This window comes from Jatrophihabitans sp. GAS493 (assembly GCF_900230215.1).
Classification (GTDB): domain Bacteria; phylum Actinomycetota; class Actinomycetes; order Mycobacteriales; family Jatrophihabitantaceae; genus MT45.
Window position 1 is genome coordinate 3,577,429 of the sequence record NZ_LT907982.1, and the last position, 23,110, is coordinate 3,600,538.

Below are 23,110 nucleotides of genomic sequence, written 5' to 3' on the forward strand. Positions count from 1 at the left end.
CAGTATCCGCCTCCGAATAGGGTGCTGCATTCAGCTGATGGTGACCGGTTTCACGATGTCGGCGTACATGATCAGCAGTGTCACCACGATCAGCACCGACGCCACCGCGTAGACGAACGGCAGCATCGCGGCTGTGTCGACGTAGATGGGCTTGCGCGGAGCGGGCGCGTCGTCGACGAGGAGTGGCGAATCGGGGTCGGCCGCGCGGGCCCGAGCGCGAGCCCGAGCCGCGGCGCGGTCCTGCAGTCGAGCGCGTCCGCGCTTGGCTGCCTCGACCAGGGCACCGGCCACGTGACCACCGTCGAGGGGCAGCAGCGGCAACAGGTTGAAGAAGAAGAGCAGGAGATTGATGCTGGCCAGCAGGCTGATCAGGATGTAGATCTTGTCCTGCACGTCGAACTGGTGACTGGCCGCAACCTCTCCTCCGATTCGCCCGATGCCGACAACACCGACCGCACCCTCGGGGTCGCGCGCCTTACCTTCGAAGACGGTGTCCCACACGCTCTCCACCCGACTGGGGTAGTCACCGATGACACGTACGCCCTGGGCGATCTGGCTGACGACTTGGCCCGGCACTTGGTTAATCGGCGTAGCTGCGTAGTAGTTGTGGATGGTCGGCGACACCCCGATGAAGCCCGCGACCTTCGTCTTGGTGCCGTCGGCGTTGGCGTACTTGACGTTCTCCACCGGCGTGATGGTGACGGTGCGCGATGCCCCGTCCCGGGTGATCGTCATGGAGACCGGCTGGTTGGCCGACCGTTCGATCACGGAGACCGCGTCGGTCCAGGAGGCGACCGCGACACCGTTGATCGCGGTGAGCTGATCACCGGGCTGCAGCACTCCGTAGGCCGGCGAGGTGGGGGCAGTCGTTGGGCAGGTGTCGGAGTTGGCCGCCGCGTCGGTCGCCTTCACCACGCACTGGCTGACACTGCCCACGGTCGTGGTCGCGTCCTGGTGCTTCTGGCCGAGACTGACCGCGAGCAGCAGCGTCAGCACCAGATAGATCACGAAGTTCATGGTCGGGCCGCCGAGCATGACGATGATCTTCTTCCCCGGAGTCAGCCGATAGAACTGACGATCCTCATCTTCGGGGGTGACTTCGTTGCGACTCGTGGCCCGGAAGTCCTCGACCGCGGTCGCCATCCGCTTCGGCCACCGGGAGACCTTGCCGTCGGCCCGCGGCGGGACCATCCCGATCATCCGGATGTAGCCGCCGAGCGGAATGGCCTTGACCCCATACTCCGTATCACCGCGCTTGCGTGACCAGAGGGTAGGGCCGAAGCCGACCATGTACTGGGTGACCTTCACGCCGAACTTCTTGGCCGGCACCATGTGCCCAACCTCGTGCAGCGCAATAGAGCCGAGCAGGCCCAGAGCGAAGATCAACACGCCTAGCGCGTACAGCAAAACGTCACCTTTTCTTGCTCAGAGCAGTCTGCGCTTGACGGCGCGCCCATCTCTGCGCAGCTTCTATCTCCTCGACGGTACCGGGAACCGAGCCGGTGTGCTCGTCGGCCAACCAGCGTAGGAGCACCAACTCGATCAAGGTGACTATGTCAGTGAATCCAATGCGCCCGCTGTGAAATGCCCCTACGAGTTCCTCATTGGCGGCATTGAAGACGGCGGGTGCACAAGCACTGGCCTCACCGGCCAGTCGAGCCAGCTCGATGGCCGGGAAGACCTCGTTGTCCACCGGCTCGAACGTCCAGCTCTGGCGCTGACTCCAGTCGATCGGCCGGCTGGCCCCCGGCACCCGGTCCGGCCAGCCCAGCGCCAACGCGATGGTGAGTCGCATGTCCGGCGGGGAGGCCTGCGCGATGGTGGAGCCGTCGACGAACTCGACCATCGAATGCACGATCGACTGCGGATGCGTGACCACCGAGATCTGCGAGTAGGGCACGTCGAAGAGCAGGTGGGCCTCGATGAGCTCCAGACCCTTGTTGACCAGGGTCGCCGAATTCGTGGTGATCAGCGGCCCCATCGACCAGGTCGGATGGGCCGCCGCCTGCTCCGGCGTCACCGTGGCGAGTTCGGAGCGGCTACGGCCACGGAACGGCCCGCCGCTGGCCGTCAGAATCAATTGCCGCACCTCGGCCCGGGTGCCCGAACGCAGGCATTGGGCAATTGCCGAGTGTTCGGAGTCCACCGGCACCAACTGCCCCTCCTTGGCCCGGGAGGTCACCAACTCCCCGCCGGCCACCAGAGACTCCTTGTTAGCCAGGGCAACCGCCTGGCCGGCGTCCAGCGCAGCCACGGTGGCTCGTAGCCCCTGGTGACCGGCGACCGCGTTGAGGATCACGTCCGCATCGAGGGTGGCCAGTTCGACGATCGTCTCGCCCCCGCTCACCACCTGTGGCCGCGGCGTGTCAACCGGCCAGTCACGCTCGAGGAGAGCAACGAGTTCCTCCCTGGCCTCGGGCCGGCTCACGCCGACCGCGGTCACCCGGTGGGCGATGGCCTGAGCGGCCAGACTTGCGACGTCCGCGCCGCCGGCGGCCACCGCAACCACCTGGAATCGATCGGGCGCGGCGGTCGCCACGTCCAGGGCCTGCGTGCCGATAGAACCGGTCGAGCCGAGAACGACGACGCGTCGAACAGTCATCCCGCCATTGTGGCTGATCACCCCGCGCCCGGCGATGGGGTGGCCGGACGAGGTTGGCCCACTCCCGACCTCGACCGCTGTGGGCGCGATGAGATACTGAGCCAGATAGCGATTTCCAGACGGGAGTATTCAGGTGCCACTCAAGCCAGGTAGCGAACCGGCCAATGTCGGATCACCTGAGGACTACTCGGCCGACCACCCCGCTGAGCACCCCTCCGACTGGGGCTGGCACGGCGAATGGGGTGTGTGGCGTCAGATCGGCGGCTGGATCTCCGCGCTGATCCTGGTTCTCATGACCACCGCCACGCACTACAACGCGGCCGGCGAGATCGCCCTTCTCAGCACGGCAGCGTTGCTGGTTGTGGGTCTCATCTGGGACATCCAGCGCCAGCGCACTGCCTGGCGTCGGTAGGCGCCAGCCGGGAGACCCGGACGGTCAGCGTCGGTAGACCCGGCAGGTCAGGCCGGAATCTCCTGCAGTCGCCAGGGCGACTCGTAGTCCTTGGCCAGCAAGGTCAGGAACGGAACGGCGTCGAACGCCTCCGGGCCGAGCACGCCGACGCCTGACCACAGGCCGCTGCTGATCAACTCGAGCGCGACGATCGGATTCACCGCAGTCTGCCAATTGGCCGCCTGGGCGCCGTACTCCTGCAGTGACCATTCGTTGTCAACCGCGCGGTACAGGTAAGTCGACCGGGGTCGACCGTCCTTACCGGTGCCCCGCACCCAGAGCCCCGAGCAGGTCTTGCCCCGAGCCAGTTTGCCCAGCCCGGCCGGGTCGGGCAGGCAGGCGGCGACCACATCCCGCGGCGAGACGAGCACGCCGTTGACCACCACCGGCTCGCGGCGATCCAATCCGAGCTTGCGCAGCGTGCGTAGCGTGCTGACGAACTCGGCGCCGAGCCCGTACTTGAAGGTCACCCGCTTTGCCTCGACCCAGCGCGGGATGAGCAGGACCTCCTCGTGCTCGACGTTCACGCATTCGATCGGCCCTATGCCTTCAGGAAAATCGAAGATCTCGGCCTCGCTGAAGGGCTCGGTGGTGAACCAGCCGCGATCTCGCTCAAAGACGACGGGAGGGCTCAGGCACTCGTCGATTGCCGTCCACATCCCGTGCACCGGGGCAATGTCGCGTCCATTGATGTTGAGGTTCGCCGCGTCCCGCACTCCTGCCTCGTCGATCTCATCGAAGAGGTGGTCACTGGCGTAGCGGGCGAAGACATCAGCCAGGCCGGCCTCGACCCCCATACCGAGCAGGGCCAGCTGGCCACCCTGCGCCCACTCCTCGGCCAGTGCGAACTGCTCATCGCCCAGTTTGACGCCGGTCTCTCGGTAGGGGTGGACCGGATGCGGTTTGGACGAGGAGATCGCCATGTCAATGTAGAGGGTCCGGCAAGCCAGTGCCGCCCGGAAGGTCGGCATCGTGGACCGCGGATCGGTTACCCCCACTACCGCGTCGATCCGGTGCTCGGAGATGGTCGCTTCGACTGCCCGCTGGTTGGAGGCGTCGACCTGCGCTGCAGAGAAGCGCAGGTCGCGCGTGGACGCGGCCGCAGCCTCAGCCCGGAAGAGGTCGTAGTCGCCGATCACGACGGCCTCAGCAAATGAACGCCGGGCGAGAATCCTCGCTGCGGCGCAGCCGACCCCGCCCGCGCCGAGAAGAAGCACCCGCATGCCTCCATGAAAGCACCAATGTCAATGGATTCCATCGGCGAAACAAAGTTGGAACACGGAAACCCTTGCATCATGTCTGAAAAGCTGCGATAAACGCACAACGGGAGATCTTGCTCGACGAGAACGATGGAGATGCACCGATGACCACCGAAGCAGTACCGCACGACACCGTGTCCTCCGATGACGGGGGCAAAGGACTCAAGACCGGGGCGATCGGGCTCGCCTCCAGCATCGTCATCGGCGTCGCCTCAACGGCGCCGGCCTATAGCTTGGCCGCCACTCTCGGCTACATCGTCATCCTGGTCGGACTGCAGGCGCCGGCGATCGTAGTGCTGGCCTTCGTACCGATCCTCTTCGTCTCCATCGGGTACCAGCAACTGAACAAGCGCGAGCCCGACTGCGGCACCACCTTCACCTGGGCCACCAAAGCCTTCGGCCCCAAGACCGGCTGGATGGGCGGCTGGGGCATCATTGCCGCCGACCTGCTGGTGATGGCCTCGCTGGCCCAGGTAGCCGGGCAGTACGTCTTCCTGCTCTTCGGGGCCGAGGGGATCGGAAGCAACTCAAGCAGTGTCTGGGTGCTCATCGTCGGCCTGCTGTGGATGGCTGTGATGACCTATATCTGCTACCGCGGCATCGAGGTCTCGGCCCGGATCCAGCAGGCGCTGCTCTCCCTCGAGGTTGTCGTGCTGGTGATCTTCGCGGTTACCGCGCTGGTGAAGGTGTACGGCTCGAATCCGCCGGCCACGGCGATCCACCCCGCACTCTCCTGGTTCAACCCCTTCCACGTAGCAAGCGTCAGCACGTTCTTCCAGGGCATCGTGCTCATGCTCTTCATCTACTGGGGCTGGGACTCGGCGGTCTCGGTGAACGAGGAGACCAAGGACCGCGACAAGACTCCGGGGCGCGCCGCGATCATCTCCACCGTGCTGCTGCTGGTCACCTATGTCATCGTGACGCTGGCCGCGCAGTCGTTCGCCGGTGTCGGGGAGAAGGGAATCGGTCTCTCCAACCCGGACAACTCGACCGACATCCTGAGCGTCGTCGGCAACGCGGTCTTCGGAACGACCGGCTTCGGCGCGGTGATGGGGAAGCTGCTTATCCTGCTGGTGCTCACCTCGGCGGCGGCCTCCACCCAGACGACGATCCTGCCGACGGCTCGCACCAGCCTTTCGATGGCCGCCTTCAAGTCGATCCCCGGGCGCTTCGCGCACATCCACCCGAAGTACCTGACGCCGACTCAGTCGACGGTCTGGATGGGCGGCCTCTCGGCCCTCATCTACCTGGCGATGAACTTCTACTCCGACGGAAACCTCATCGCAGATGCGGTCACCGCCATCGGAATGATGATCGCCTTCTACTACGGACTCACCGGCTTCGCCTGCACGTGGTACTACCGCCGCGAGCTCTTCGACGATGCCTACAGCTTCTTCATGAAGGGCCTCATCCCGCTGCTCGGTGGGATCATGCTCTTCGTTGGACTGGTCCTCACCGTCGTCCAGGACTGGAAGCCGGAGAACAGCTATGTAGTCTGGACCACCCCTTGGGGCTGGGTCATCGGGTGGGCCTTCCTACTGGGCGTCGGCACAGTGATCGTCGGGGTGGTCCTGATGCTCATCTGCGCCCGGGTCTACAAGCCGTTCTTCGCGGGGCTGACGCTGAATCGCGATACCCCGATCTTCCTGGCCGAGGGCGAGCCGATCACCGTCGCGCACCTTCTTCCGGACGACCAGACGGACTCCGTGGTGATCGCGTCGGACTTCTCCAACCTGCCGCACGGCGCGGCCGCCATCGACCCGCTCACCGGCGAGGAGCGCCGCAAGGACTAGCGGTCTTGCGGGACCTGCGTCAGCGGCCGTCGAGCAGCGGCTGGCGCCGGTCCCAGGTGGTGCCGTCGGCGGCATCGCGCCGGCGCCGGGCGATGCCGGAGAGCACTTCCAGAACGACCCGATTGGCCAGGAACGAGGTGATCTCAGCATGGTCGTAAGGCGGCGACACCTCAACGACATCGACACCCACCACCGGCAATTCATAGGCGATTCGCCGAACCGAGTCCAGCAATTGACGCGCGGTGAGACCGCCGGGTTCGGGCGTTCCGGTGCCAGGCGCGTGCCCGGGATCGCAGACGTCGATGTCAACGGAGAGGAAGACGCCGTCGCAGTCGTCCGTCGCGATGACGAAGGCCTCGGTGAGGCAATCGTCGAGGCCGCGTGTCGTTATCTCGGTCATCTCATAGGAGCGCATCTGCTGGTCGGCCATCCAGTTCAGCGTCTCCGGCGGTGGCCAGTACCCGCGCAGGCCGATCTGCAGAAAGCGGTCTCCGCGCAGAGCGCCGGACTCGATCAGGCGTCGCATCGGCTGACCGTGCCCAACCAGCGATCCGAAAGTGATGTCACCGGTGTCGGCATGGGCGTCGAAGTGAATCATCGATACGCGCCCCTGGCCCAGATGCTGGGCCACTCCGGCGGCGTCCGGCCAGGCGATCGTGTGGTCGCCACCGAGAATCAACGGGATGGCACCAGTTCGGGATACGGCGTAGACCGCCTCCTGCAGGTCACGCACCGATCGCTCGGCATCGCCGGAGAAGAGTTCTACGTCGCCGGCGTCGTACACCCGCAGATCCTGCAGTGCGTCCACCCGCATCGCCAGCGACGGCCGGGAGCCGTCATGGGGGAGGTAACAAGACTGGCGGATGTACTGCGGCCCGAACCGTGTCCCCGACCGGTGGGACGTGCCCCCGTCGAAGGGGGCGCCGAGGATGACCACATCGGCGTCGGCGAAGGTCTCCGGCTCCGCCCAGTCGCAGCGATCGACGCCGAGAAACGTGATGTCCGGTCCGAATTGCGCGCCATATCGTGCCATCACAGGAACCTACAGGAAGCATGCGCCTCGCAGCGGACCCGAGGCCCACAGACGGTTTTCGTGTTCGTTCAGCGTCCATACGATAGATTCAGCGGAAATTTATGCCTCCGGCAACGAATTCGCTTGCACACCGTCGACAGAACAGGAAGACTCAGGTCATGGCACGTAATCCGGCCCGGACAGAACTCGATGAAGTGAACCGAGCCATCATCGCCCAACTCCAGGAGGATGGGCGGCGGCCGTACGCCAGCATCGGAAAGGCCGTCGGACTCTCCGAGGCAGCGGTGCGGCAGCGCGTCGGCAAGATGGTCGAGTCCGGAGTGATGCAGATCGTGGCGGTCACCGACCCGACCCAGGTCGGCTTCGATCGTCAGGCGATGATCGCGATCACGGCCTCAGGCGACCTCGAGGCGCTGGCCGCGAAGCTGGCCGAGATCCCCGAAGTCGTCTACATCGTCGTGATCGCCGGTGGGTTCGACATTCTGGCCGAGGTCGTCGTAGCCGGCGACGACCACCTGCTGCGACTGGTCAACGGCCAGATTCGCGCCATTCCCGGTGTCACTCGAACCGAGACCTTTCTCTACCTCAAACTCGCAAAACAAACCTATGACTGGGGTGCACGATGACCACTACACCGGAGACCACGACCATGGCCGCTTCGGCCAACATCGACGCGGCGGCGCTGGACGCGAAGGCCCACGACCACCTCTGGATGCACTTCACCCGCCACTCCTCCTATGCCGAGTCGCCCGTACCGACCATCGTGCGCGGCGAAGGTTCTTATATTTACGACATAAACGGGCGTCGCTATCTCGATGGACTCTCCGGTCTCTTCGTCGTGAACGCAGGCCACGGACGTCGCGAACTGGCGGAGGCGGCCTACAAGCAGGCCAGTGAACTCAGCTTCTTCCCGCTCTGGTCCTACGCGCACCCGCCGGCTATCGAACTGGCCGATCGACTCGCTGACTACGCCCCCGGCGACCTGAACAAGGTCTTCTTCACCACCGGGGGCGGCGAAGCGGTGGAGACCGCGTGGAAGCTGGCCAAGCACTACTTCAAACTCATCGGAAAGCCCATGAAACACAAGGTTATCTCGCGCGCCATCGCCTATCACGGCACGCCGCACGGTGCCCTGTCGATCACCGGAATCCCCGAACTGAAGCAGATGTTCGAGCCGCTGGTCCCCGGCGCCCACAAGGTGCCGAACACCAACTTCTACCGGGCACCGGAGTTCGGCGACGACCTCAAGGAGTTCGGCCGCTGGGCAGCCGACGCGATCGAGCAGGCGATTCTCAACGAAGGTCCGGACACGGTGGCCTGCGTCTTCCTCGAACCGGTACAGAACGCCGGTGGCTGCTTCCCGCCGCCGCCCGGGTACTTCCAGCGTGTCCGCGAGATCTGCGACCGCTACGACGTGCTGCTGGTCTCCGATGAGGTGATCTGCTCCTTCGGGCGGCTCGGCCCGATGTTCGCGTGCGACAAGTTCGACTACATCCCGGACATGATCACCTGCGCGAAGGGGATGACCAGCGGCTACTCCCCCATCGGTGCTTGCATCGTCAGTGACCGCATCGCTGAGCCGTTCTGGCAGGGCGACACGATCTTCCCGCATGGCTTCACCTTCGGCGGGCACCCGGTCTCGGCCGCGGTTGCGCTGGCCAACTTCGACATCTTCGAACGTGAGGGGCTCAACCAGCGGGTACTCGACAACGAGCAGGCGTTCCGGGCCACCCTGGAGAAGCTCAACGATCTGCCCATCGTCGGCGACGTCCGCGGCGACGGATACTTCTACGGAATCGAGATGGTCAAGGACAAGCACACCCGTGAGACGTTCAACGACGACGAGGCCGAGCGACTTCTGCGTGGTTTCCTCTCCAAGGCGCTCTTCGAAGCCGGCCTCTACTGCCGGGCCGACGATCGCGGCGACCCGGTGATCCAGCTGGCGCCGCCGCTGATCTGCGGCCAGGGCGAGTTCGACGAGATGGAGCAGATTCTGCGCTCTGTACTCACCGAGGCATGGACGCGGCTGTAGCAAACGCCGAAGAACTACCGTAGATCCCAGAGGCTGTGGAACGACATCGGAGGCGCTATGAAGGTCGGAATTCCCCGCGAGATCAAGAATCACGAGTACCGGGTGGCGATCACGCCGGCCGGGGTGCACGAGCTGGTGACGAACGGCCATCAGGTCATCATCGAGCGCGATGCCGGAGTCGGTTCCTCGATTCCGAACGAGGACTACACGGCGGCCGGGGCGAAACTCCTCGATTCAGCCGATGACATCTGGGCCGACGCCGACCTGGTGCTGAAGGTGAAGGAGCCGATCGCCGAGGAGTATCCCCGCATGCGGCGCGATCAGGTGCTCTTCACCTACCTGCATCTGGCCGCCTCCAAGCCGTGCACCGATGCGCTGCTGGCCGCCGGTACCACGGCCATCGCCTACGAAACCGTGCAATTATCGGATCGTTCGCTGCCGCTGCTGGCCCCGATGTCCGAGGTGGCCGGCCGCCTCGCGCCGCAGGTCGGCTCGTATCACCTGATGCGTCAGGGCGGCGGCCGCGGCGTGCTGATGGGTGGCGTGCCCGGGGTCTACGCCGCTCGCGTCGTCGTCATCGGCGCCGGGGTCTCCGGCCAGAACGCGGCGGCCATCGCGATCGGCATGCAGGCCGAGGTGCTGCTGCTGGACCGCAACGTCGCACGGCTGCGGCAGATGGACGCGATCTACCAGGGCCACTGCCAGACCATCACCTCCAACAGCTACGAGATCGAGAAGGCGGTGCTGGATGCCGACCTGGTGATCGGCGCGGTACTGATCCCCGGGGCAAAGGCGCCGACGCTCATCAGCAACGAGTTGGTGTCGCGGATGAAGCCCGGGTCGGTGCTGGTCGACATCTCCATCGACCAGGGTGGCTGCTTCGAGGACTCACGCCCCACCACCCACGACGACCCGACCTATCAGATCCACAACTCGATCTTCTACTGCGTCGCAAACATGCCGGGCGCGGTCCCGCACACCTCGACCTACGCCCTCACCAATGTGACGCTGCCCTACGCACTTGAGTTGGCCAATCAGGGCTGGCGGGATGCGTTGCGCAGCGACCCGGCGCTCGCCCTGGGGCTCAACACCCACGAGGGCGCGGTCACCAACGAGCCGGTGGCCGCGGCCCAGGGTTACAGCAGCGTCTCCCTCGCCGACGTCCTCGGGTAGTCGATGTCGCTGCGGGATCTCTCGCTCTGGCACGAGACGGTGCCCGGATCGCTGCAGCCACGGGCCGCGCTGGACAGCGACCAGCGCGTGGACGTGGCGATCGTCGGTGCCGGCTACACCGGGCTCTGGACGGCGTACTACCTGCTCGAGAGCGATCCTTCCCTGCGGATCGCCATAGTCGAGTCCGAGATCGCCGGATTCGGCGCATCAGGTCGCAACGGTGGCTGGTGCTCGGCGCTCTACCCCGTCGGTGCCGCGTCGATGGCCCGTGAGCACGGGAAGGCCGCAGCCGTCGCCCAGTTGGCAGCGATGCGGTCAGCCGTCGACGAGGTGGTGCGGGTCGATGCCGTGGAGGGTCTGGACGCCGACGTGACGCGAGGTGGCACCGTCGTGCTGGCCCGCTCGGCCGCCCAGTTGCATCGGGCCCGCGACGAGGTCAGCGAGGCCGCGGACTTCGGCATCGACCTGCAGCTTCTCGACGCCGAAGCCGCCCGCGGCCGGCTGGGGGCCTCGGAGGTGTTGGGCGCGACATTCACCCCCGACTGCGCCGCGCTGCACCCGGCCAAGCTTGCTCGCCGGCTGGCCGAGGTCGTCGAGTCCCGCGGCGCGACGATCTATGAGATGACAGCGGCAACCAGCATCGAACCGGGCGCCGTTCACACCGCACGAGCGACCCTGCGGGCCGACACGGTGATTCGGGCCACCGAGGGATTCACCCCGCGGCTGCCGGGGTACCGTCGCGCCCTCGCCCCGATCTACTCGCTCATGATCGCCACCGAACCGCTTTCGCCGGCCGTCTGGGACGAGCTGGGTCTGCGGCACCGGGAAACCTTCTCCGACTTCCGGAACCTCATCATCTACGGGCAACGCACCGCCGACGATCGGATCGTCTTCGGCGGCCGGGGTGCGCCCTACCACTTCGGGTCGCGAATCGATCCGGCCTTCGACCGCAATGACGCCGTATTCTCCGGCCTGCAGCGGACGCTGGTCGAGCTCTTCCCGGCGCTGAGGCGGACCAAGATCACCCACCGCTGGGGCGGCCCGCTCGGCGTGGCCCGGGACTGGCGGCCGTCGGTTGGTCTGGATAGAACCACGGGCATCGGGTGGGCCGGTGGGTACGTCGGCGATGGGGTCTCGACCACGAATCTGGCCGGGCGCACACTGCGCGACCTCATCCTGGGCCGGGACTCCGAACTGACGGGGCTCAGCTGGGTCGGGCATCGGTCGCCGAACTGGGAGCCGGAACCGTTGCGCTGGCTAGGGGCCAACGCCGGACTGCAGGCAATGACCTGGGCCGACGCGGCCGAGGCCCGGGGTGGCCGGCCGTCTCGGGTTGCCGCCACGGTCAACCGGATCATCGGCCGCTGATGCTCAACCCCGCGGGCGCACGACGAGTTCAGTGACGACTGAGTCAGACGGGGTGGCCAGGATCTGCGCGATCATGACGGCCAGGGTCGCCGGCTGAATGTACTTCTGTGGCTCGTACTCCCCCGCCTCCTGAGCGCGGAGTTCGCGCTGCATCTCGGTGGCAACCCGCCCCGGGTACACGGTGCTCACTCGAAGCGCAGGCTCTTCTGCGCGCAGCGAGTCGGCCAGGCCGCGCAGACCGAACTTGCTGGCCGCGTAGACCGCGCTGTCGGCGCTCGCGTTCAGCCCCTGGCCGGAGTTGATGAGCACGACACTGCCCCGCCCCGCTCGCAGCCCAGGCAGGAGGACCCGGGTGAGCTCGGCCACGGCCGTGACGTTGAGGGTGAAGTGCTGCTCCCACAGCTCGGGCGAAGAGTTGGCCAGGCTGGCCCGCTGGGCTATGCCGGCGCTGTGCACCAGGCCGTCCAGGTGCCCGAGGTAGGGGCAGGCGTCGACGACGGCGGCGAAGCTGGCTGGCCGGCTCAGATCGAGCAGTATTCGCTCGGCGACAGGCAATTCCTTTAGCGCTGCTTCGTCCCGCCCGACGGCGATGATGTCGTGCGCGGGCGACAGCAGCTCCACCAGCGCCCGCCCGATGCCACGGGTGGCACCGGTGATCACATAGCGACCCATCGCGGCGTGACTCTCAGCCCGATGCCGCGAGCTGGCCGCAGGCGCCGTCGATCTCCCGACCCCGGGTGTCGCGGACGGTGACCGAGACTCCGTGCTGCTCGAGGCCACGGACGAACTCCCGCTCGACCGACTTCGGCGATGCGTCCCACTGCGACCCCGGTGTGGGATTGAGCGGGATGAGGTTCACGTGGGCCAGCCGGCCACGCAGCATCTCACCGAGGAGGTCGGCCCGCCAGGCGTGGTCGTTCACATCGCGGATCATCGCGTACTCGATCGAGTACCGGCGTCCGGTGCGGTCCGCGAACCCGTCGGCGGCCTCGAGTACCTCTTCGACGTTCCAGCGGGTGTTCACCGGCACCAGGGTGTTTCGCAATTCGTCGTCCGGCGCGTGCAGGGAGACGGCCAGGGTCACGTTCAATCCTTCGTCGGTGAGCTTGCGGATTGCCGGGACGAGCCCCACGGTGGAGACGGTGATCGAGCGCTGGGCCAGACCGAGTCCGGCCGGCGACGGATCGATGAGCCGGTGCAGCGCCGCCACCACCCGGTTGTAGTTGGCCAGTGGTTCACCCATGCCCATGAAGACGACGTTCGACAGCCGGCCCACCCCGCCGCCGAGCTCCCCGCGAGCCGCCGACCGGGCCGCCGCGGCGACCTGCTCCACGATCTCGCCGGTCGAGAGATTGCGCTTGAGGCCCCCCTGCCCGGTGGCGCAGAACGGACAGGCCATCCCGCACCCAGCCTGGCTGGAGACGCAGACCGTCATCCGCCCCGGGTAACGCATCAGCACACTCTCGACCAGGGTGCCGTCATGCAGCTTCCAGAGGGTCTTGCGAGTCGTTCCGGCATCGGTCTCCAGGTGCCGAACCTCAGTGAGTAGTGATGGCAGCAGCGCCGCGCCAAGTTCGCTGCGGGCGGCGGCCGGCAGGTCGGTCATCTGCGCTGGGTCGTTCTCCAACCGCGCGAAGTAGTGCCGGGAGAGCTGGTCGGCGCGAAACGCCGGATAGCCGAGTTCGGCCGCAGCTTCGCGGCGTTCGGACTCGGAGAGGTCGGCCAAGTGTCGGGGCGGCATGCCGCGTTTGGGGGCGTCGAAGATGAGCGGCAGCGAAGTCATAACGTATCCAGTGTGCCAGGCTCAGCCGCCCAGGATCGCCGTCAACACCAGGTAGGCCACGGCCGCGCACGGAAGCAGCGAATCCAGACGGTCCATCAGCCCGCCGTGGCCGGGAAGCAGACTCCCCATGTCCTTGATCCCGAGGTCGCGTTTGATCAATGATTCACCGAGGTCGCCGAGGGTCGCCGTCACCACCAGAGCGAGCCCGAGGAGCACCCCCTGCCACCAGGCGTGGTGAAAGGTCAAGGAGACGATGAGACCGCCGCAGATCGAGCAGGCCAGCACCGAGCCCGCGAAGCCCTCCCAGGTCTTGCCCTTGGAGACGATCGGAGCCAGCAGGTGCTTGCCGAAGAGCACACCGGCGGCGTAGCCACCGGTGTCGCTACAGACAACGATCGCGATGAACGTGATCACGCGCGCGACCCCGTCGTCGGCCCGGTCGAGCAGAACCGCGAAACTGGCCAGCATCGGCAAGTAGGTGAGGACGAGGATCGAACCGGCGACGTCGCGTTGATAGCCGGCCATGCCGTCGGCCAGCCGCCAGACGACCAGGGCCGCGACGGTGATCAGCAGCGCAACCACCAGCCCGTTGGGGCCACGCTGCCAGGCCGCCGTCTCCATCGCGATCCCGCCCACCAGCACCGGCACCAGGGGAACCCGCACGCCGGATGCCGACAGCGCCTTGACCAGCTCGTAGGCGCCGTAGCTGATCGCCACCATGATCACGATGACGAACGACGGCTTGTAGAGGAAGAGCGAGCCGAGGACCAGGGCGGCCAGGGCTACCGCGACCCCGATCGCGGCCGGCAGGTTGCGTCCGGCGCGCGATTTCGGCGGATCCGGCGGGTAGAGCTCGCGGACGTCGGCGTCGTCGTCGATGACCGCTGCGTGGCGTCCTCGGCGGCTGACGACGGCAGAGTCGACGACGGCCAGCGCGGTCGCGGGCTGGTCGGCGTCGGTGTCGTCGTCTGGCGCCGCGTGTCGATGGCGACCCGAACGGGTGCCGGCGACCCGCGGGACGCGAGTTGTCTCGGGATCAGTCACAGGCCACCGCCTGGGCGCTGACCACAGCGGGGGCTCATCAGATCTCGAGGAGTTCCGCTTCTTTGGCCTTCACGATGTCGTCGATGGACGCCGTGTACTTGCCAGTGGTCTTGTCGAGCTCCCCCTCGGCGCGGTGGGCATCGTCCTCACCGACCTCGCCGTCCTTGGCCAGCTTGTCGAGGGTGTCCTTCGCGTGGCGGCGAACGGCACGAATGGAGACCTTGGCGTCCTCACCCTTGCCCTTGGCGACCTTGACCATCTCGCGGCGCCGCTCCTCAGTGAGCTGCGGGAACACGATCCGGATGAGGGTGCCGTCGTTGCTCGGGTTCACGCCGAGGTCGCTGTCGCGGATGGCCTTCTCGATGGCGGCCAGCGAACTGACGTCGTAGGGCTTGATGATCGCCATGCGCGCCTCGGGGATAGAGACCGACGCCAGTTGCGGGATCGGGGTCATCGCGCCGTAGTACTCGACGTTGATGCGCGAGAAGGCGTTCGGGGTGGCGCGCCCGCTGCGGATTCCACCCATTTCGTCGCGGGCGACGGAGACGGCCTTCTCCATCTTCTCTTCAGCATCAAAGAGTGTCTCGTCGATCACGAAGGTTCCTCCACTAACACATGGGATGGGACGTCGGGCGTGGCAAAGGTGCCGATAGATGGTGTATCACTCACGACTGTGCCGATGCGCTCGCCGCGCACGACGCGGCCGATATTGCCGTCGTCCAGGCTGAAGACGACGATCGGCATCGTGTTCTCGCGGCAGAGACTGAAGGCCGCGGCGTCGGCGACCTGCAGGTCGCGACCGAGGACCTCGTCGTAGCTGATCTCGGAGAACTTCTGCGCCGCCGGGTTCTTGCGGGGATCGCTGTCGTAGATGCCATCGGTGCCGTTCTTGCCCAGCAACAGCACCTCACAGCCGATCTCCAACGCCCGCTGGGCCGCGACCGTATCGGTGGAGAAGTACGGAAGGCCCGCGCCGGCGCCGAAGATGACGACGCGTCCCTTCTCCAGGTGCCGGACTGCCCGCAGCGGAATGTACGGCTCGGCTACCTGGCCCATGGTGATCGCGGTCTGCACTCGCGTCGGTACGCCGTCGCGCTCGAGGAAGTCCTGCAGAGCGAGGCAGTTCATGACGGTGCCGAGCATGCCCATGTAGTCGGCGCGCGCGCGGTCCATGCCCAACTGGCTCAGCTCGGCGCCGCGGAAGAAATTGCCACCGCCGACGACGATCGCCACCTGGACCCCGGCCGCCCGGATGGTGGCGACCTGACGCGCGATGCTCGCCAGTACGACGGGATCGACTCCGATTGCTCCGCCGCCGAACACCTCACCGGAGAGTTTGAGCATGACCCGCCCATATACGGCTGGGCTCGGCATCGACTCCGCGCCTGCTGTCTGCTGGACATTCATCAGCGGCTCCCGTCGAGTCTGGTATCGAATGAGTGCGTAGGTGCCACCCGATTCAACGGCCGCCCGGGGCGGCCACTCAATCGAGCGCTCGGGTGAGTATGCCCATGCATACCCACCCGAGCCAAGGTTTTGCTTAGGCGGTGCCAACCTCGAAGTGCGCGAACTTGGTGACCTTCACGCCGGCGTCGGCCAGGAACGCCTCGACCGTCTTCTTGTTGTCCTGGACCGAAGCCTGCTCGAGCAGAACGTTCGCCTTGAAGAAGCCGTTGACGCTGCCCTCGATGATCTTCGGCAGTGCGGCCTCCGGCTTGCCGTCTTCACGGGCCTTGGCCTCGGCGACGCGCTTCTCGGTCTCGATGGTCTCAGCCGAGACCTCGTCGCGGGTGAGGTATGCCGGCCGCATCGCGGCGACCTGCATGCCGGCGCCGCGGGCGGCCTCGGCGTCGTCACCGGTGAACTGAACGAGGACGCCGACCTGCGGCGGAAGGTCAGCGGCCTTCTTGTGCAGGTAGGTGGCGACCTTACCGTCGAGCTTGGCCACTCGCCGCAGCTCGATCTTCTCGCCGATGATCGCGTTGAGCGACTCGATGCTCTCCGAGACGGTGCGGCCGTCGGCCAGCGTCTCATTGAGCAGCGACGCCAGGTCGGTGACATCCGACTTGGCGAACTGGGCGACGATGTCGCCGGCCAGGGTCTGGAACTGCTCGTTCTTGGCGACGAAGTCCGTCTCCGAGGCGAGTTCGATCATCGCACCGTCAGCCGCGGCCACCAGGCCATTGGAGGTGGTGCGCTCGGCGCCACGCTTGGCGGCCTTGGCGCCACCCTTGACTCGCAGCACCTCGACGGCCTTGTCGAAGTCGCCGTCAGCCTCGTCGAGGGCCTTCTTGCAGTCCATCATTCCGGCGCCGGTGGCGTCGCGGAGCTTCTTCACATCTGCGGCGGAGTAGTTCGCCATGTTGTCTATGTCCTCATCTTCGAGAGCGTGTCTGTGGTGGTATCGAGCTCGATCAATCGAGGCTCGCGATGGTCTTGCTTACGGTCAGGAGGTGACGGTCTCGTCGATCGCCTCGGCCACGACGCCGGCGTCCGCGACGCTGGGCTCACCCTGCGGCACGTCGGTGGCGGTGGTGTCGGACTGCTGGGCACCGGCCGGCTGGAGCAGGTCGCGCTCCCACTCGGGCAGCGGCTCACCAGCGGCGACCTCGGGCTTCTCGTCCCGACCGGCGTTCGCGGCGGCCGAGGCGCGGGCCATGAGGCCCTCGGCGACGGCGTCGGCCACTACTCGGGTGAGCAGGCCGGCGCTGCGGATCGCGTCGTCGTTGCCCGGGATCTTGTAGTCGACCTCGTCCGGGTCGCAGTTGGTGTCCAGGATCGCGATGATCGGGATGTTGAGCTTGCGAGCCTCGCCGACGGCGATGTGCTCCTTCTTGGTGTCGACGATCCAGACGGCGCTCGGGACGCGGGTCATCTCGCGGATGCCGCCGAGGGTCTTGGTCAGCTTGGTCATCTCACGGGTGAGGATGAGCTGTTCCTTCTTCGTCGCGGTGCCGGCCCAGCCGTTCTCCTCCATCGCCTCAAGTTCCTTGAGGCGCTGAATCCGCTTGAAGACGGTGGAGAAGTTGGTGAGCATGCCACCCAGCCAGCGCTGGTTGACATACGGCATGCCGACGCGGGTGGCCTGCTCGGCGATGGCTTCCTGCGCCTGGCGCTTGGTGCCGATGAACATCACGCTGCCGCCGTGGGCAACGGTCTCCTTGACGAACTCGTACGCGCGGTCGACATAGCTCAGCGTCTGCTGCAGGTCGATGATGTAGATGCCGTTGCGCTCAGTGAAGATGAAGCGCTTCATCTTCGGGTTCCAGCGGCGGGTCTGGTGACCGAAGTGCACACCGGAATCGAGCATTTCCCTCATTGTTACTACGGGCATGCTGGTATTGCTCCTTGTTTCTCTCGCACGGCAGTGTGCCGTGCGTCCTCGGTTGTCGCGGCCTGACCGGGTGGTCGACCGCCCTGGTGCTCGGCGTCACGGAGAGGGCGGGCCGGTACGCACCCGCAGGCGCGATATGGACCGAGGATCTCGCCGTCAACCTGAGGAAATCGACCTCAGGCGAGCACGCGAAGTCAATCCACTTGCGTGGATTGCTGTTGGCGGTGTCGTGAATGTTCTCGACACCGTCGTTCAGTCTAGCTCGGTCGGGACCAGAACCACGAATCTGCTCATTCGCGAGCATCAACCTGTGGATAACCTGCCCCCAAGCCACACCACGGACCGGCGCTGTACACAGGCCGGCGATCTCGCTGGCGACGGTGCAGCTCGGAGGTCAGGCTCAGTGCCATGTCCAACTTTGAATCACGCTCCGGGCGGGCGCGCCGGTTCCGTCGGGGTGCGCGCTCGGGATCGGTCGCGGTACTGATAGGGGGGTTGCTGACATTGCTGCTGATTCCCGCCGCCGCCTCTACCAGCAGCGCCAGCACGGCTCCAGCTGTGCCGTCAGCACTCTCGTATCGGCTTCCGGTCGGGCCGCCCAGCGCGGTAGTGCGACCGTTCTCAGCACCGACGAGCCGCTATGCGGCCGGCCATCTCGGGGTGGATCTCGCGGCCGACCAGGGCGCGGCGGTCTCTGCCGCCGCCAGCGGCGTCGTGGCCTACGCCGGCCAGGTCGCCGGACGCGGGGTGGTGGTCATCCGCCACCGGGACGGAATCCGCACCGAGTACGAGCCGGTTCGACCGTCGGTTTCGGTGGGTCACGCCGTGGTAGCCGGGCAGCAGATCGGGATTGTCCAGGGCGTACATGCCGGCTGCCCGGTGCAGGGTTGTCTGCACTGGGGCGCTCGACGGGGTGAGGTTTATCTGAATCCGCTACGGCTGCTGATGCGGCTTGGCCCGGTACGGCTGCTCCCGGGAGCGTGAGGTGGGCGTCCGGGACTCAGGCCCGCGGGTGCGCCTGGGTGTAGGTCGCACGCAGTCTCTCCACCGAGACGTGCGTGTAAATCTGGGTGGTGGCCAGGCTCGCGTGCCCGAGCAGTTCCTGCACCGCACGCAGGTCCGCCCCGCCATCGAGTAAATGTGTCGCCGCCGTATGTCGCAGGCCGTGCGGTCCGAGGTCCGGTGCGCCGGTGACTCTGTTCAGTCGAGCGTGCACGACGCTTCGCACCGTCCGCGGATCGATCCGTCCGCCCCGGACGCCGAGAAGCAGCGCAGCACCACTGGCCGGGCCGCTCAGGCTGCCCCGAGCTGCGGGTAGCCACGCGCGCAGTGCTCGCTCAGCGGCCACCCCATAGGGAACGGTTCGCTCCTTCGAGCCCTTGCCGAGAACTCGGAGCACTCGGCGGGATTGGTCGAGGTCATCGACGTCCAGTCCGACCAGCTCGCCGACCCGGATCCCAGTGGCGTAGAGCAGTTCCACGATGAGGCGGTCCCGGATAGCGATCGGCGACTGGTCAACGGCATCCAGTTCCATCAGCTCCTGCGCCTCGGCCGCCGCCAGCACCGGTGGGAGCGAGCGGTGAGGTCGCGGGCTGACCAGTAACTGTCCGGGGTCATGATCGCTGCGCCCGACCTTCATGCACCACGCGGTGAAGGTGCGGGCCGAGGCGACCCGTCGAGCGATCGTGGTTCGGGAGACCCCTTCTCCGCTGAGCTTGGCCAACCAGCCGCGTAGGGATCTCAGCTCGATATCGGCCACCGACCGGCCGCCCAGCTTGGCGACGTGGTCACAGAGGCTCGTCGCATCACCGAGGTAGGCCCGCACGGTGTGCGGAGATCGGTTGCGCTCGAGCAGCAGATGACTTCGGAACTCGCCCAGGGCCGAACGCATCTCACCCGGTAGCGCGTCAGCGAGTTGGCCGAAGCTGACTCGTTCGGTGCGTCGGGCTGCCATGAGGCCACGGTGCTCGCCACCGCTGCGCCGGTCAAGACGCCACGCCCGGCGATCCGGCGGAGGGTGGTCGGGGCGGTCCTCATTCTCCAGCGGGTCTTGGCCGGGATGGCTTCGATCTGCGGGGCGCACGCTGCAGTACCCAGCCGCTCTCGGTCGAGTCGACCAATCCGGCATTGCGCAGCGCCGGAAGTGCTCGGATCACCTCAATTGGCGACACCCCACTCCGGCGGGCCAACTCATCCTCACCCACTCCGCCCCTTGCCGGCAGCCCGTCGAAGACCCGGCGCGCCGTGGCATCAAGGTGATCCAGGGTCCGACGCAGATCGCCCTCCGGCGCATCGTTGCCGGCCGGTTCGGACAACCCTTCGCCACTGGAACCGACGATCGCCAGCACGTCTTCGATGGAGGAGACGAGGATCGCCGGATCCTGCTCACGACGCAGCAGATCGTGGCAGCCGGCCGACATCGCTGAGGTGACGGGTCCGGGCACGGCCAGCACCGGGCGGCCGAGATTCCGACAGTGCTTGGCCGTGTTGAGCGCGCCGGAGCGCCGAGCCGCCTCGACGATGACGGTCGCGGTGCAGAGCGCGGCGATGAGCCGATTTCGACTGAGGAAGCGTTGCCGCTGCGGCGCAGCGCCGGGCGGGCTTTCACTGACCAGCAGGCCGTCGGCTGCCACTCGCGAAAACAGCTCGGCGTTCGCCTGCGGGTAGGGCCGATCCAATCCGGCGGCTGAGACCAGCACCGTAGCGCCCCCAGCGGCCAAGGCGCTGCGGTGCGCTACCGCGTCGATGCCGTAGGCACCGCCGGAGACGATCGTCACGTCATGGCGGGCGAGTCCGTAGCTCAGATCCGTGGTGACGTGCTGACCGTAGGAGGTCATCGCCCGCGACCCGACGACGCCCAGAGCGCGAATCCCGAGCGTGGACAGCGGAGCCTGACCCCGGTACCAGAGGGCGAGCGGCGGGATCGTCTCGCCACCCGGATCTACCTTGGTCAGATCGGGGGTGGTGGTCATCAGTCGGCGCTGCGCGTGCGCGTGCAATGCCGCGAAGGCCAGATGCGGCCACTGCGGTGATTCGGGCGTCGCCAACTGAATCCCCTGCGCGGCGGCGGCCTCCAGATCCTGCTCGGGATCGGCGCTCTGCCTTCTGGCCGCCGTCGCCCGGGCCACGCCGTGGGGCACGTCGCCGCTGCGGATCGCTTCGGCGGCCGCCAGCGGGCCGTACTCGGCGACGAACGCCCAGACCGCCAGATTCGCCGGCTCACTGACCCGGCTCAGGTAGGCCCGAGCCAGCAGTACGTCCTCAGAGCGGTCCCGATCCCCATTCACGCCGCCCATGAATTCACCAACCCGGTCCGTAGATAGATCGCTTCGCTGACGTCTGCGGCGTCCGGCGCGCTGTGACCCTCCAGATCGGCGACCGTCCAAGCCAGCCGCAGCACCCGATCGAAGCCACGGGCACTCAGCTCTCCACGCTCCAAGTACGACTCAGCCGCGGCCAGCACGGACCGGCCGAGGCGCCAACGTTCGGAACGCAGCGCAGTGCCCGGCACCTCGCTGTTGGCGGCGATGCCCAGTGATCGCCACCGTTCGCCGGCCGCACCACGGGCCTGGGCAACACGACGGGCCACGACGGCGCTCGTCTCCCGGACCTCACCGTCGTGCAGCAGGGTGGCGTGCGGGACCGCTTCGACCTGCACCCGCAGGTCGACCCGGTCCAGCAGCGGCCCAGAGATTCGCTGAAGGTAGCGACGCCGGGTGTGCGGCGTGCAAGTACAGTCGCGGTCCCGGGCGCCGCATGGACAGGGATTCGCCGCGAGCACCAGCAGGAAGCGCGCCGGGTAGCTGACCACCCCACCGCTGCGGTGCAGGACGACCCGTCCCGCCTCGAGCGGTTGGCGTAGTGAGTCAAGCGTGCTCGGCGCAAACTGGGGCGCCTCGTCCAGGAAGAGAATTCCGTGATGAGCCAGACTGATCGCGCCCGGGGCCGCCAGGCCTGAGCCGCCCCCCACGAGCGCGGCGACCGAGGCTGAGTGGTGCGGCGACTGCATAGGAGCCCGGCGGACCAGTTGGGCGTCGCGTCCCATCGCGCCGGCGACCGAATGAACGGCACTCACCTCGAGCGCGGCGTCGTCCTCGAGAGGAGGCAGCAGACTGGGTAGTCGCTGGGCGAGCATTGTCTTGCCGGCGCCGGGACTTCCCACCATGTACAGGTGGTGGTTGCCGGCCGCGCTGACCTCTAATGCTCGCTTGGCCGCCGTCTGACCGGCGACGTCAGCCAGGTCGAGTAGGGATTGCGCGCCGGGCGTGGCGGGAGCAGCGATCGCCCGCGGCGGTGGCGGAGCTTGACCGCTGAGCCAACCGATCACCGCGCGCAGGTCCGGCAATCCCCGAACATCGATACCACCGACGAGGGCGGCCTCGGCGGCGTTGGAGGCGGCGACCACGACCCGTCCGATCCCGGCCCGACGGGCGGCCAACACCGAGGGCAGCACACCACGAACCGGGCGCAGTTCACCATCGAGGCCGAGTTCGGCGATCCACGCACAGCCGTCTGGACCGGCGCGGTCGGCCGTGGCGGCCGGCACATGGCTCGCCGTCCCGGCCGCGATCAGGACCGCCACCGCCATTGCCAGGTCGAAGCGCGATCCAATCTTGCGAACGTCGGCCGGTAGCAGGGCCACCGTGATTCGGCGGTCCGGCCAGGCGGCACCGGAGTTCAGCAACGCGGCGCGGATGCGATCGCGGGCCTCGACCACCGCCGCATCGGCCAGCCCGGTGAAGGACATGCCTGGCAGCCCCGGTGAGATGTCGGCCTGGACTTCCACCAATTCGCCGTCAATTCCGCGCAGGGCAACGGCCAAGGTGTGCGCGACCGTCATCTAGAACGCCGCCGTGACGTGGGTGACCTCGGCTGCGCCGCTGCGCGCCCGGAGTACCGCGACTACGTCGAAGCGCAACCCGCGGTGGTACCTCAGCTGCTCCGACTGCCGCTTCTGGTTGAGCCACTGGACGGCGAGGCGACGAATCCGAGCCGCCTTCACCGGCGTGATCGCCTCCAACGGCGTACCGAATCCAACGCCTGATCGCGTCTTTACTTCGCAGAAGACGAGCGTCTCGCCATCGAGTGCAACTATGTCGAGCTCGCCGGCTCGGCAGCGCCAATTCCGCTCAAGGATCTCCAGACCGGACTCCTGGAGGTGACGGGCGGCGACGTCCTCGCCGTACTTACCGATGGCATCCTTGGCTCGCATGACAACGAGCTTCGCCGAGCAAGTGG

The 23,110-nt window shown here is 66.9% G+C and carries 22 protein-coding genes; 7 read left to right on the top strand and 15 right to left on the bottom strand.

All coding sequences use genetic code 11. The annotated features are described in order from the left end of the window. Window positions 1-30: 30 nt before the first annotated feature. Together CPH63_RS16615 and dxr are read right to left on the bottom strand one after the other, a co-directional pair. Window positions 31-1,407 (bottom strand): RIP metalloprotease, encoded by a 1,377-nt coding sequence (locus CPH63_RS16615; RefSeq protein ID WP_096303940.1) that lies wholly within the window; start codon window positions 1,405-1,407, stop codon window positions 31-33. A gap of 4 nt (window positions 1,408-1,411) precedes the next feature. Beyond that, entirely contained in the window at window positions 1,412-2,602 is a 1,191-nt protein-coding gene (dxr, locus tag CPH63_RS16620; RefSeq protein ID WP_096303941.1) for a 1-deoxy-D-xylulose-5-phosphate reductoisomerase, read from the bottom strand. Between the two features lie 133 nt (window positions 2,603-2,735). Between dxr and CPH63_RS16625 the strand changes: the two genes are divergently transcribed. After that, window positions 2,736-3,014: a DUF2631 domain-containing protein gene (locus CPH63_RS16625; RefSeq protein ID WP_096303942.1), complete on the top strand. Its 279-nt coding sequence runs from the start codon at window positions 2,736-2,738 to the stop codon at window positions 3,012-3,014. Between the two features lie 47 nt (window positions 3,015-3,061). Here the strand turns inward: CPH63_RS16625 and CPH63_RS16630 are convergent, their stop codons facing one another. Then, complete coding sequence (locus CPH63_RS16630; RefSeq protein WP_096303943.1) at window positions 3,062-4,276, bottom strand: saccharopine dehydrogenase family protein; 1,215 nt, start codon at window positions 4,274-4,276, stop codon at window positions 3,062-3,064. A gap of 140 nt (window positions 4,277-4,416) precedes the next feature. Between CPH63_RS16630 and CPH63_RS16635 the strand changes: the two genes are divergently transcribed. Beyond that, complete coding sequence (locus tag CPH63_RS16635) at window positions 4,417-6,105, top strand: APC family permease (protein ID WP_096305225.1); 1,689 nt, start codon at window positions 4,417-4,419, stop codon at window positions 6,103-6,105. 19 nt (window positions 6,106-6,124) lie between these two features. Here the strand turns inward: CPH63_RS16635 and speB are convergent, their stop codons facing one another. Then, complete coding sequence (gene speB, locus CPH63_RS16640; protein ID WP_096303944.1) at window positions 6,125-7,138, bottom strand: agmatinase; 1,014 nt, start codon at window positions 7,136-7,138, stop codon at window positions 6,125-6,127. A gap of 158 nt (window positions 7,139-7,296) precedes the next feature. On the opposite strand from speB, the gene CPH63_RS16645 reads away from it, so the two are divergent. Genes CPH63_RS16645 through CPH63_RS16660 form a run of 4 tightly spaced genes read left to right on the top strand, consistent with a single transcriptional unit; the run spans window position 7,297 to window position 11,711 of the window. Beyond that, complete coding sequence (locus CPH63_RS16645) at window positions 7,297-7,764, top strand: Lrp/AsnC family transcriptional regulator (RefSeq protein ID WP_096303945.1); 468 nt, start codon at window positions 7,297-7,299, stop codon at window positions 7,762-7,764. A 23-nt stretch (window positions 7,765-7,787) separates the two neighbouring features. Then, the gene (locus tag CPH63_RS16650) at window positions 7,788-9,170 is read left to right on the top strand and encodes an aspartate aminotransferase family protein (protein WP_096305226.1); all 1,383 of its coding nucleotides are present in this window, start codon (window positions 7,788-7,790) and stop codon (window positions 9,168-9,170) included. Window positions 9,171-9,227: 57 nt separating this feature from the next. Then, window positions 9,228-10,343, top strand: coding sequence for an alanine dehydrogenase (gene ald / locus CPH63_RS16655; protein ID WP_096303946.1), 1,116 nt, complete (start codon window positions 9,228-9,230; stop codon window positions 10,341-10,343). Between the two features lie 3 nt (window positions 10,344-10,346). Continuing rightward, on the top strand, window positions 10,347-11,711 hold the full coding sequence (locus tag CPH63_RS16660; protein WP_096303947.1) for an FAD-binding oxidoreductase: 1,365 nt from the start codon (window positions 10,347-10,349) through the stop codon (window positions 11,709-11,711). A 3-nt stretch (window positions 11,712-11,714) separates the two neighbouring features. Here CPH63_RS16660 and CPH63_RS16665 read toward each other — a convergent pair whose 3' ends face one another. The 7 genes from CPH63_RS16665 to rpsB all read right to left on the bottom strand — a co-directional run bounded on the left by CPH63_RS16665 (window position 11,715) and on the right by rpsB (window position 17,872). Continuing rightward, on the bottom strand, window positions 11,715-12,383 hold the full coding sequence (locus tag CPH63_RS16665; protein ID WP_096303948.1) for an SDR family oxidoreductase: 669 nt from the start codon (window positions 12,381-12,383) through the stop codon (window positions 11,715-11,717). Window positions 12,384-12,396: 13 nt separating this feature from the next. Then, complete coding sequence (gene rlmN, locus CPH63_RS16670; RefSeq protein WP_096303949.1) at window positions 12,397-13,494, bottom strand: 23S rRNA (adenine(2503)-C(2))-methyltransferase RlmN; 1,098 nt, start codon at window positions 13,492-13,494, stop codon at window positions 12,397-12,399. A gap of 21 nt (window positions 13,495-13,515) precedes the next feature. After that, complete coding sequence (locus CPH63_RS16675; protein WP_096303950.1) at window positions 13,516-14,538, bottom strand: phosphatidate cytidylyltransferase; 1,023 nt, start codon at window positions 14,536-14,538, stop codon at window positions 13,516-13,518. 37 nt (window positions 14,539-14,575) lie between these two features. After that, window positions 14,576-15,133, bottom strand: coding sequence for a ribosome recycling factor (gene frr / locus CPH63_RS16680; RefSeq protein ID WP_096303951.1), 558 nt, complete (start codon window positions 15,131-15,133; stop codon window positions 14,576-14,578). Beyond that, window positions 15,130-15,945, bottom strand: coding sequence for a UMP kinase (gene pyrH, locus CPH63_RS16685; protein ID WP_096303952.1), 816 nt, complete (start codon window positions 15,943-15,945; stop codon window positions 15,130-15,132). The genes frr and pyrH overlap by 4 nt, the downstream gene beginning before the upstream one ends. A 133-nt stretch (window positions 15,946-16,078) precedes the next feature. After that, the gene (tsf, locus tag CPH63_RS16690; RefSeq protein ID WP_096303953.1) at window positions 16,079-16,900 is read right to left on the bottom strand and encodes a translation elongation factor Ts; all 822 of its coding nucleotides are present in this window, start codon (window positions 16,898-16,900) and stop codon (window positions 16,079-16,081) included. 84 nt (window positions 16,901-16,984) lie between these two features. After that, window positions 16,985-17,872 (bottom strand): 30S ribosomal protein S2, encoded by an 888-nt coding sequence (gene rpsB, locus CPH63_RS16695; RefSeq protein WP_096303954.1) that lies wholly within the window; start codon window positions 17,870-17,872, stop codon window positions 16,985-16,987. Window positions 17,873-18,280: 408 nt separating this feature from the next. On the opposite strand from rpsB, the gene CPH63_RS16700 reads away from it, so the two are divergent. Continuing rightward, a complete protein-coding gene (locus CPH63_RS16700; RefSeq protein WP_096303955.1) occupies window positions 18,281-18,856 on the top strand; it encodes a M23 family metallopeptidase in 576 nt (191 codons plus the stop codon). A gap of 16 nt (window positions 18,857-18,872) precedes the next feature. Here the strand turns inward: CPH63_RS16700 and CPH63_RS16705 are convergent, their stop codons facing one another. The 4 genes from CPH63_RS16705 to CPH63_RS16720 form a co-directional block, all read right to left on the bottom strand. Continuing rightward, window positions 18,873-19,826 carry a tyrosine recombinase XerC gene (locus CPH63_RS16705; protein ID WP_096303956.1) on the bottom strand — a complete coding sequence of 318 codons (954 nt, stop codon included), beginning with the start codon at window positions 19,824-19,826 and terminating at the stop codon, window positions 18,873-18,875. Between the two features lie 79 nt (window positions 19,827-19,905). Beyond that, window positions 19,906-21,168, bottom strand: coding sequence for a DNA-processing protein DprA (gene dprA, locus CPH63_RS16710; RefSeq protein WP_096303957.1), 1,263 nt, complete (start codon window positions 21,166-21,168; stop codon window positions 19,906-19,908). Further along, entirely contained in the window at window positions 21,156-22,712 is a 1,557-nt protein-coding gene (locus CPH63_RS16715; RefSeq protein WP_096303958.1) for a YifB family Mg chelatase-like AAA ATPase, read from the bottom strand. The genes dprA and CPH63_RS16715 overlap by 13 nt, the downstream gene beginning before the upstream one ends. Next, on the bottom strand, window positions 22,713-23,084 hold the full coding sequence (locus CPH63_RS16720) for a YraN family protein (protein WP_096303959.1): 372 nt from the start codon (window positions 23,082-23,084) through the stop codon (window positions 22,713-22,715). Window positions 23,085-23,110 lie beyond the last annotated feature (26 nt).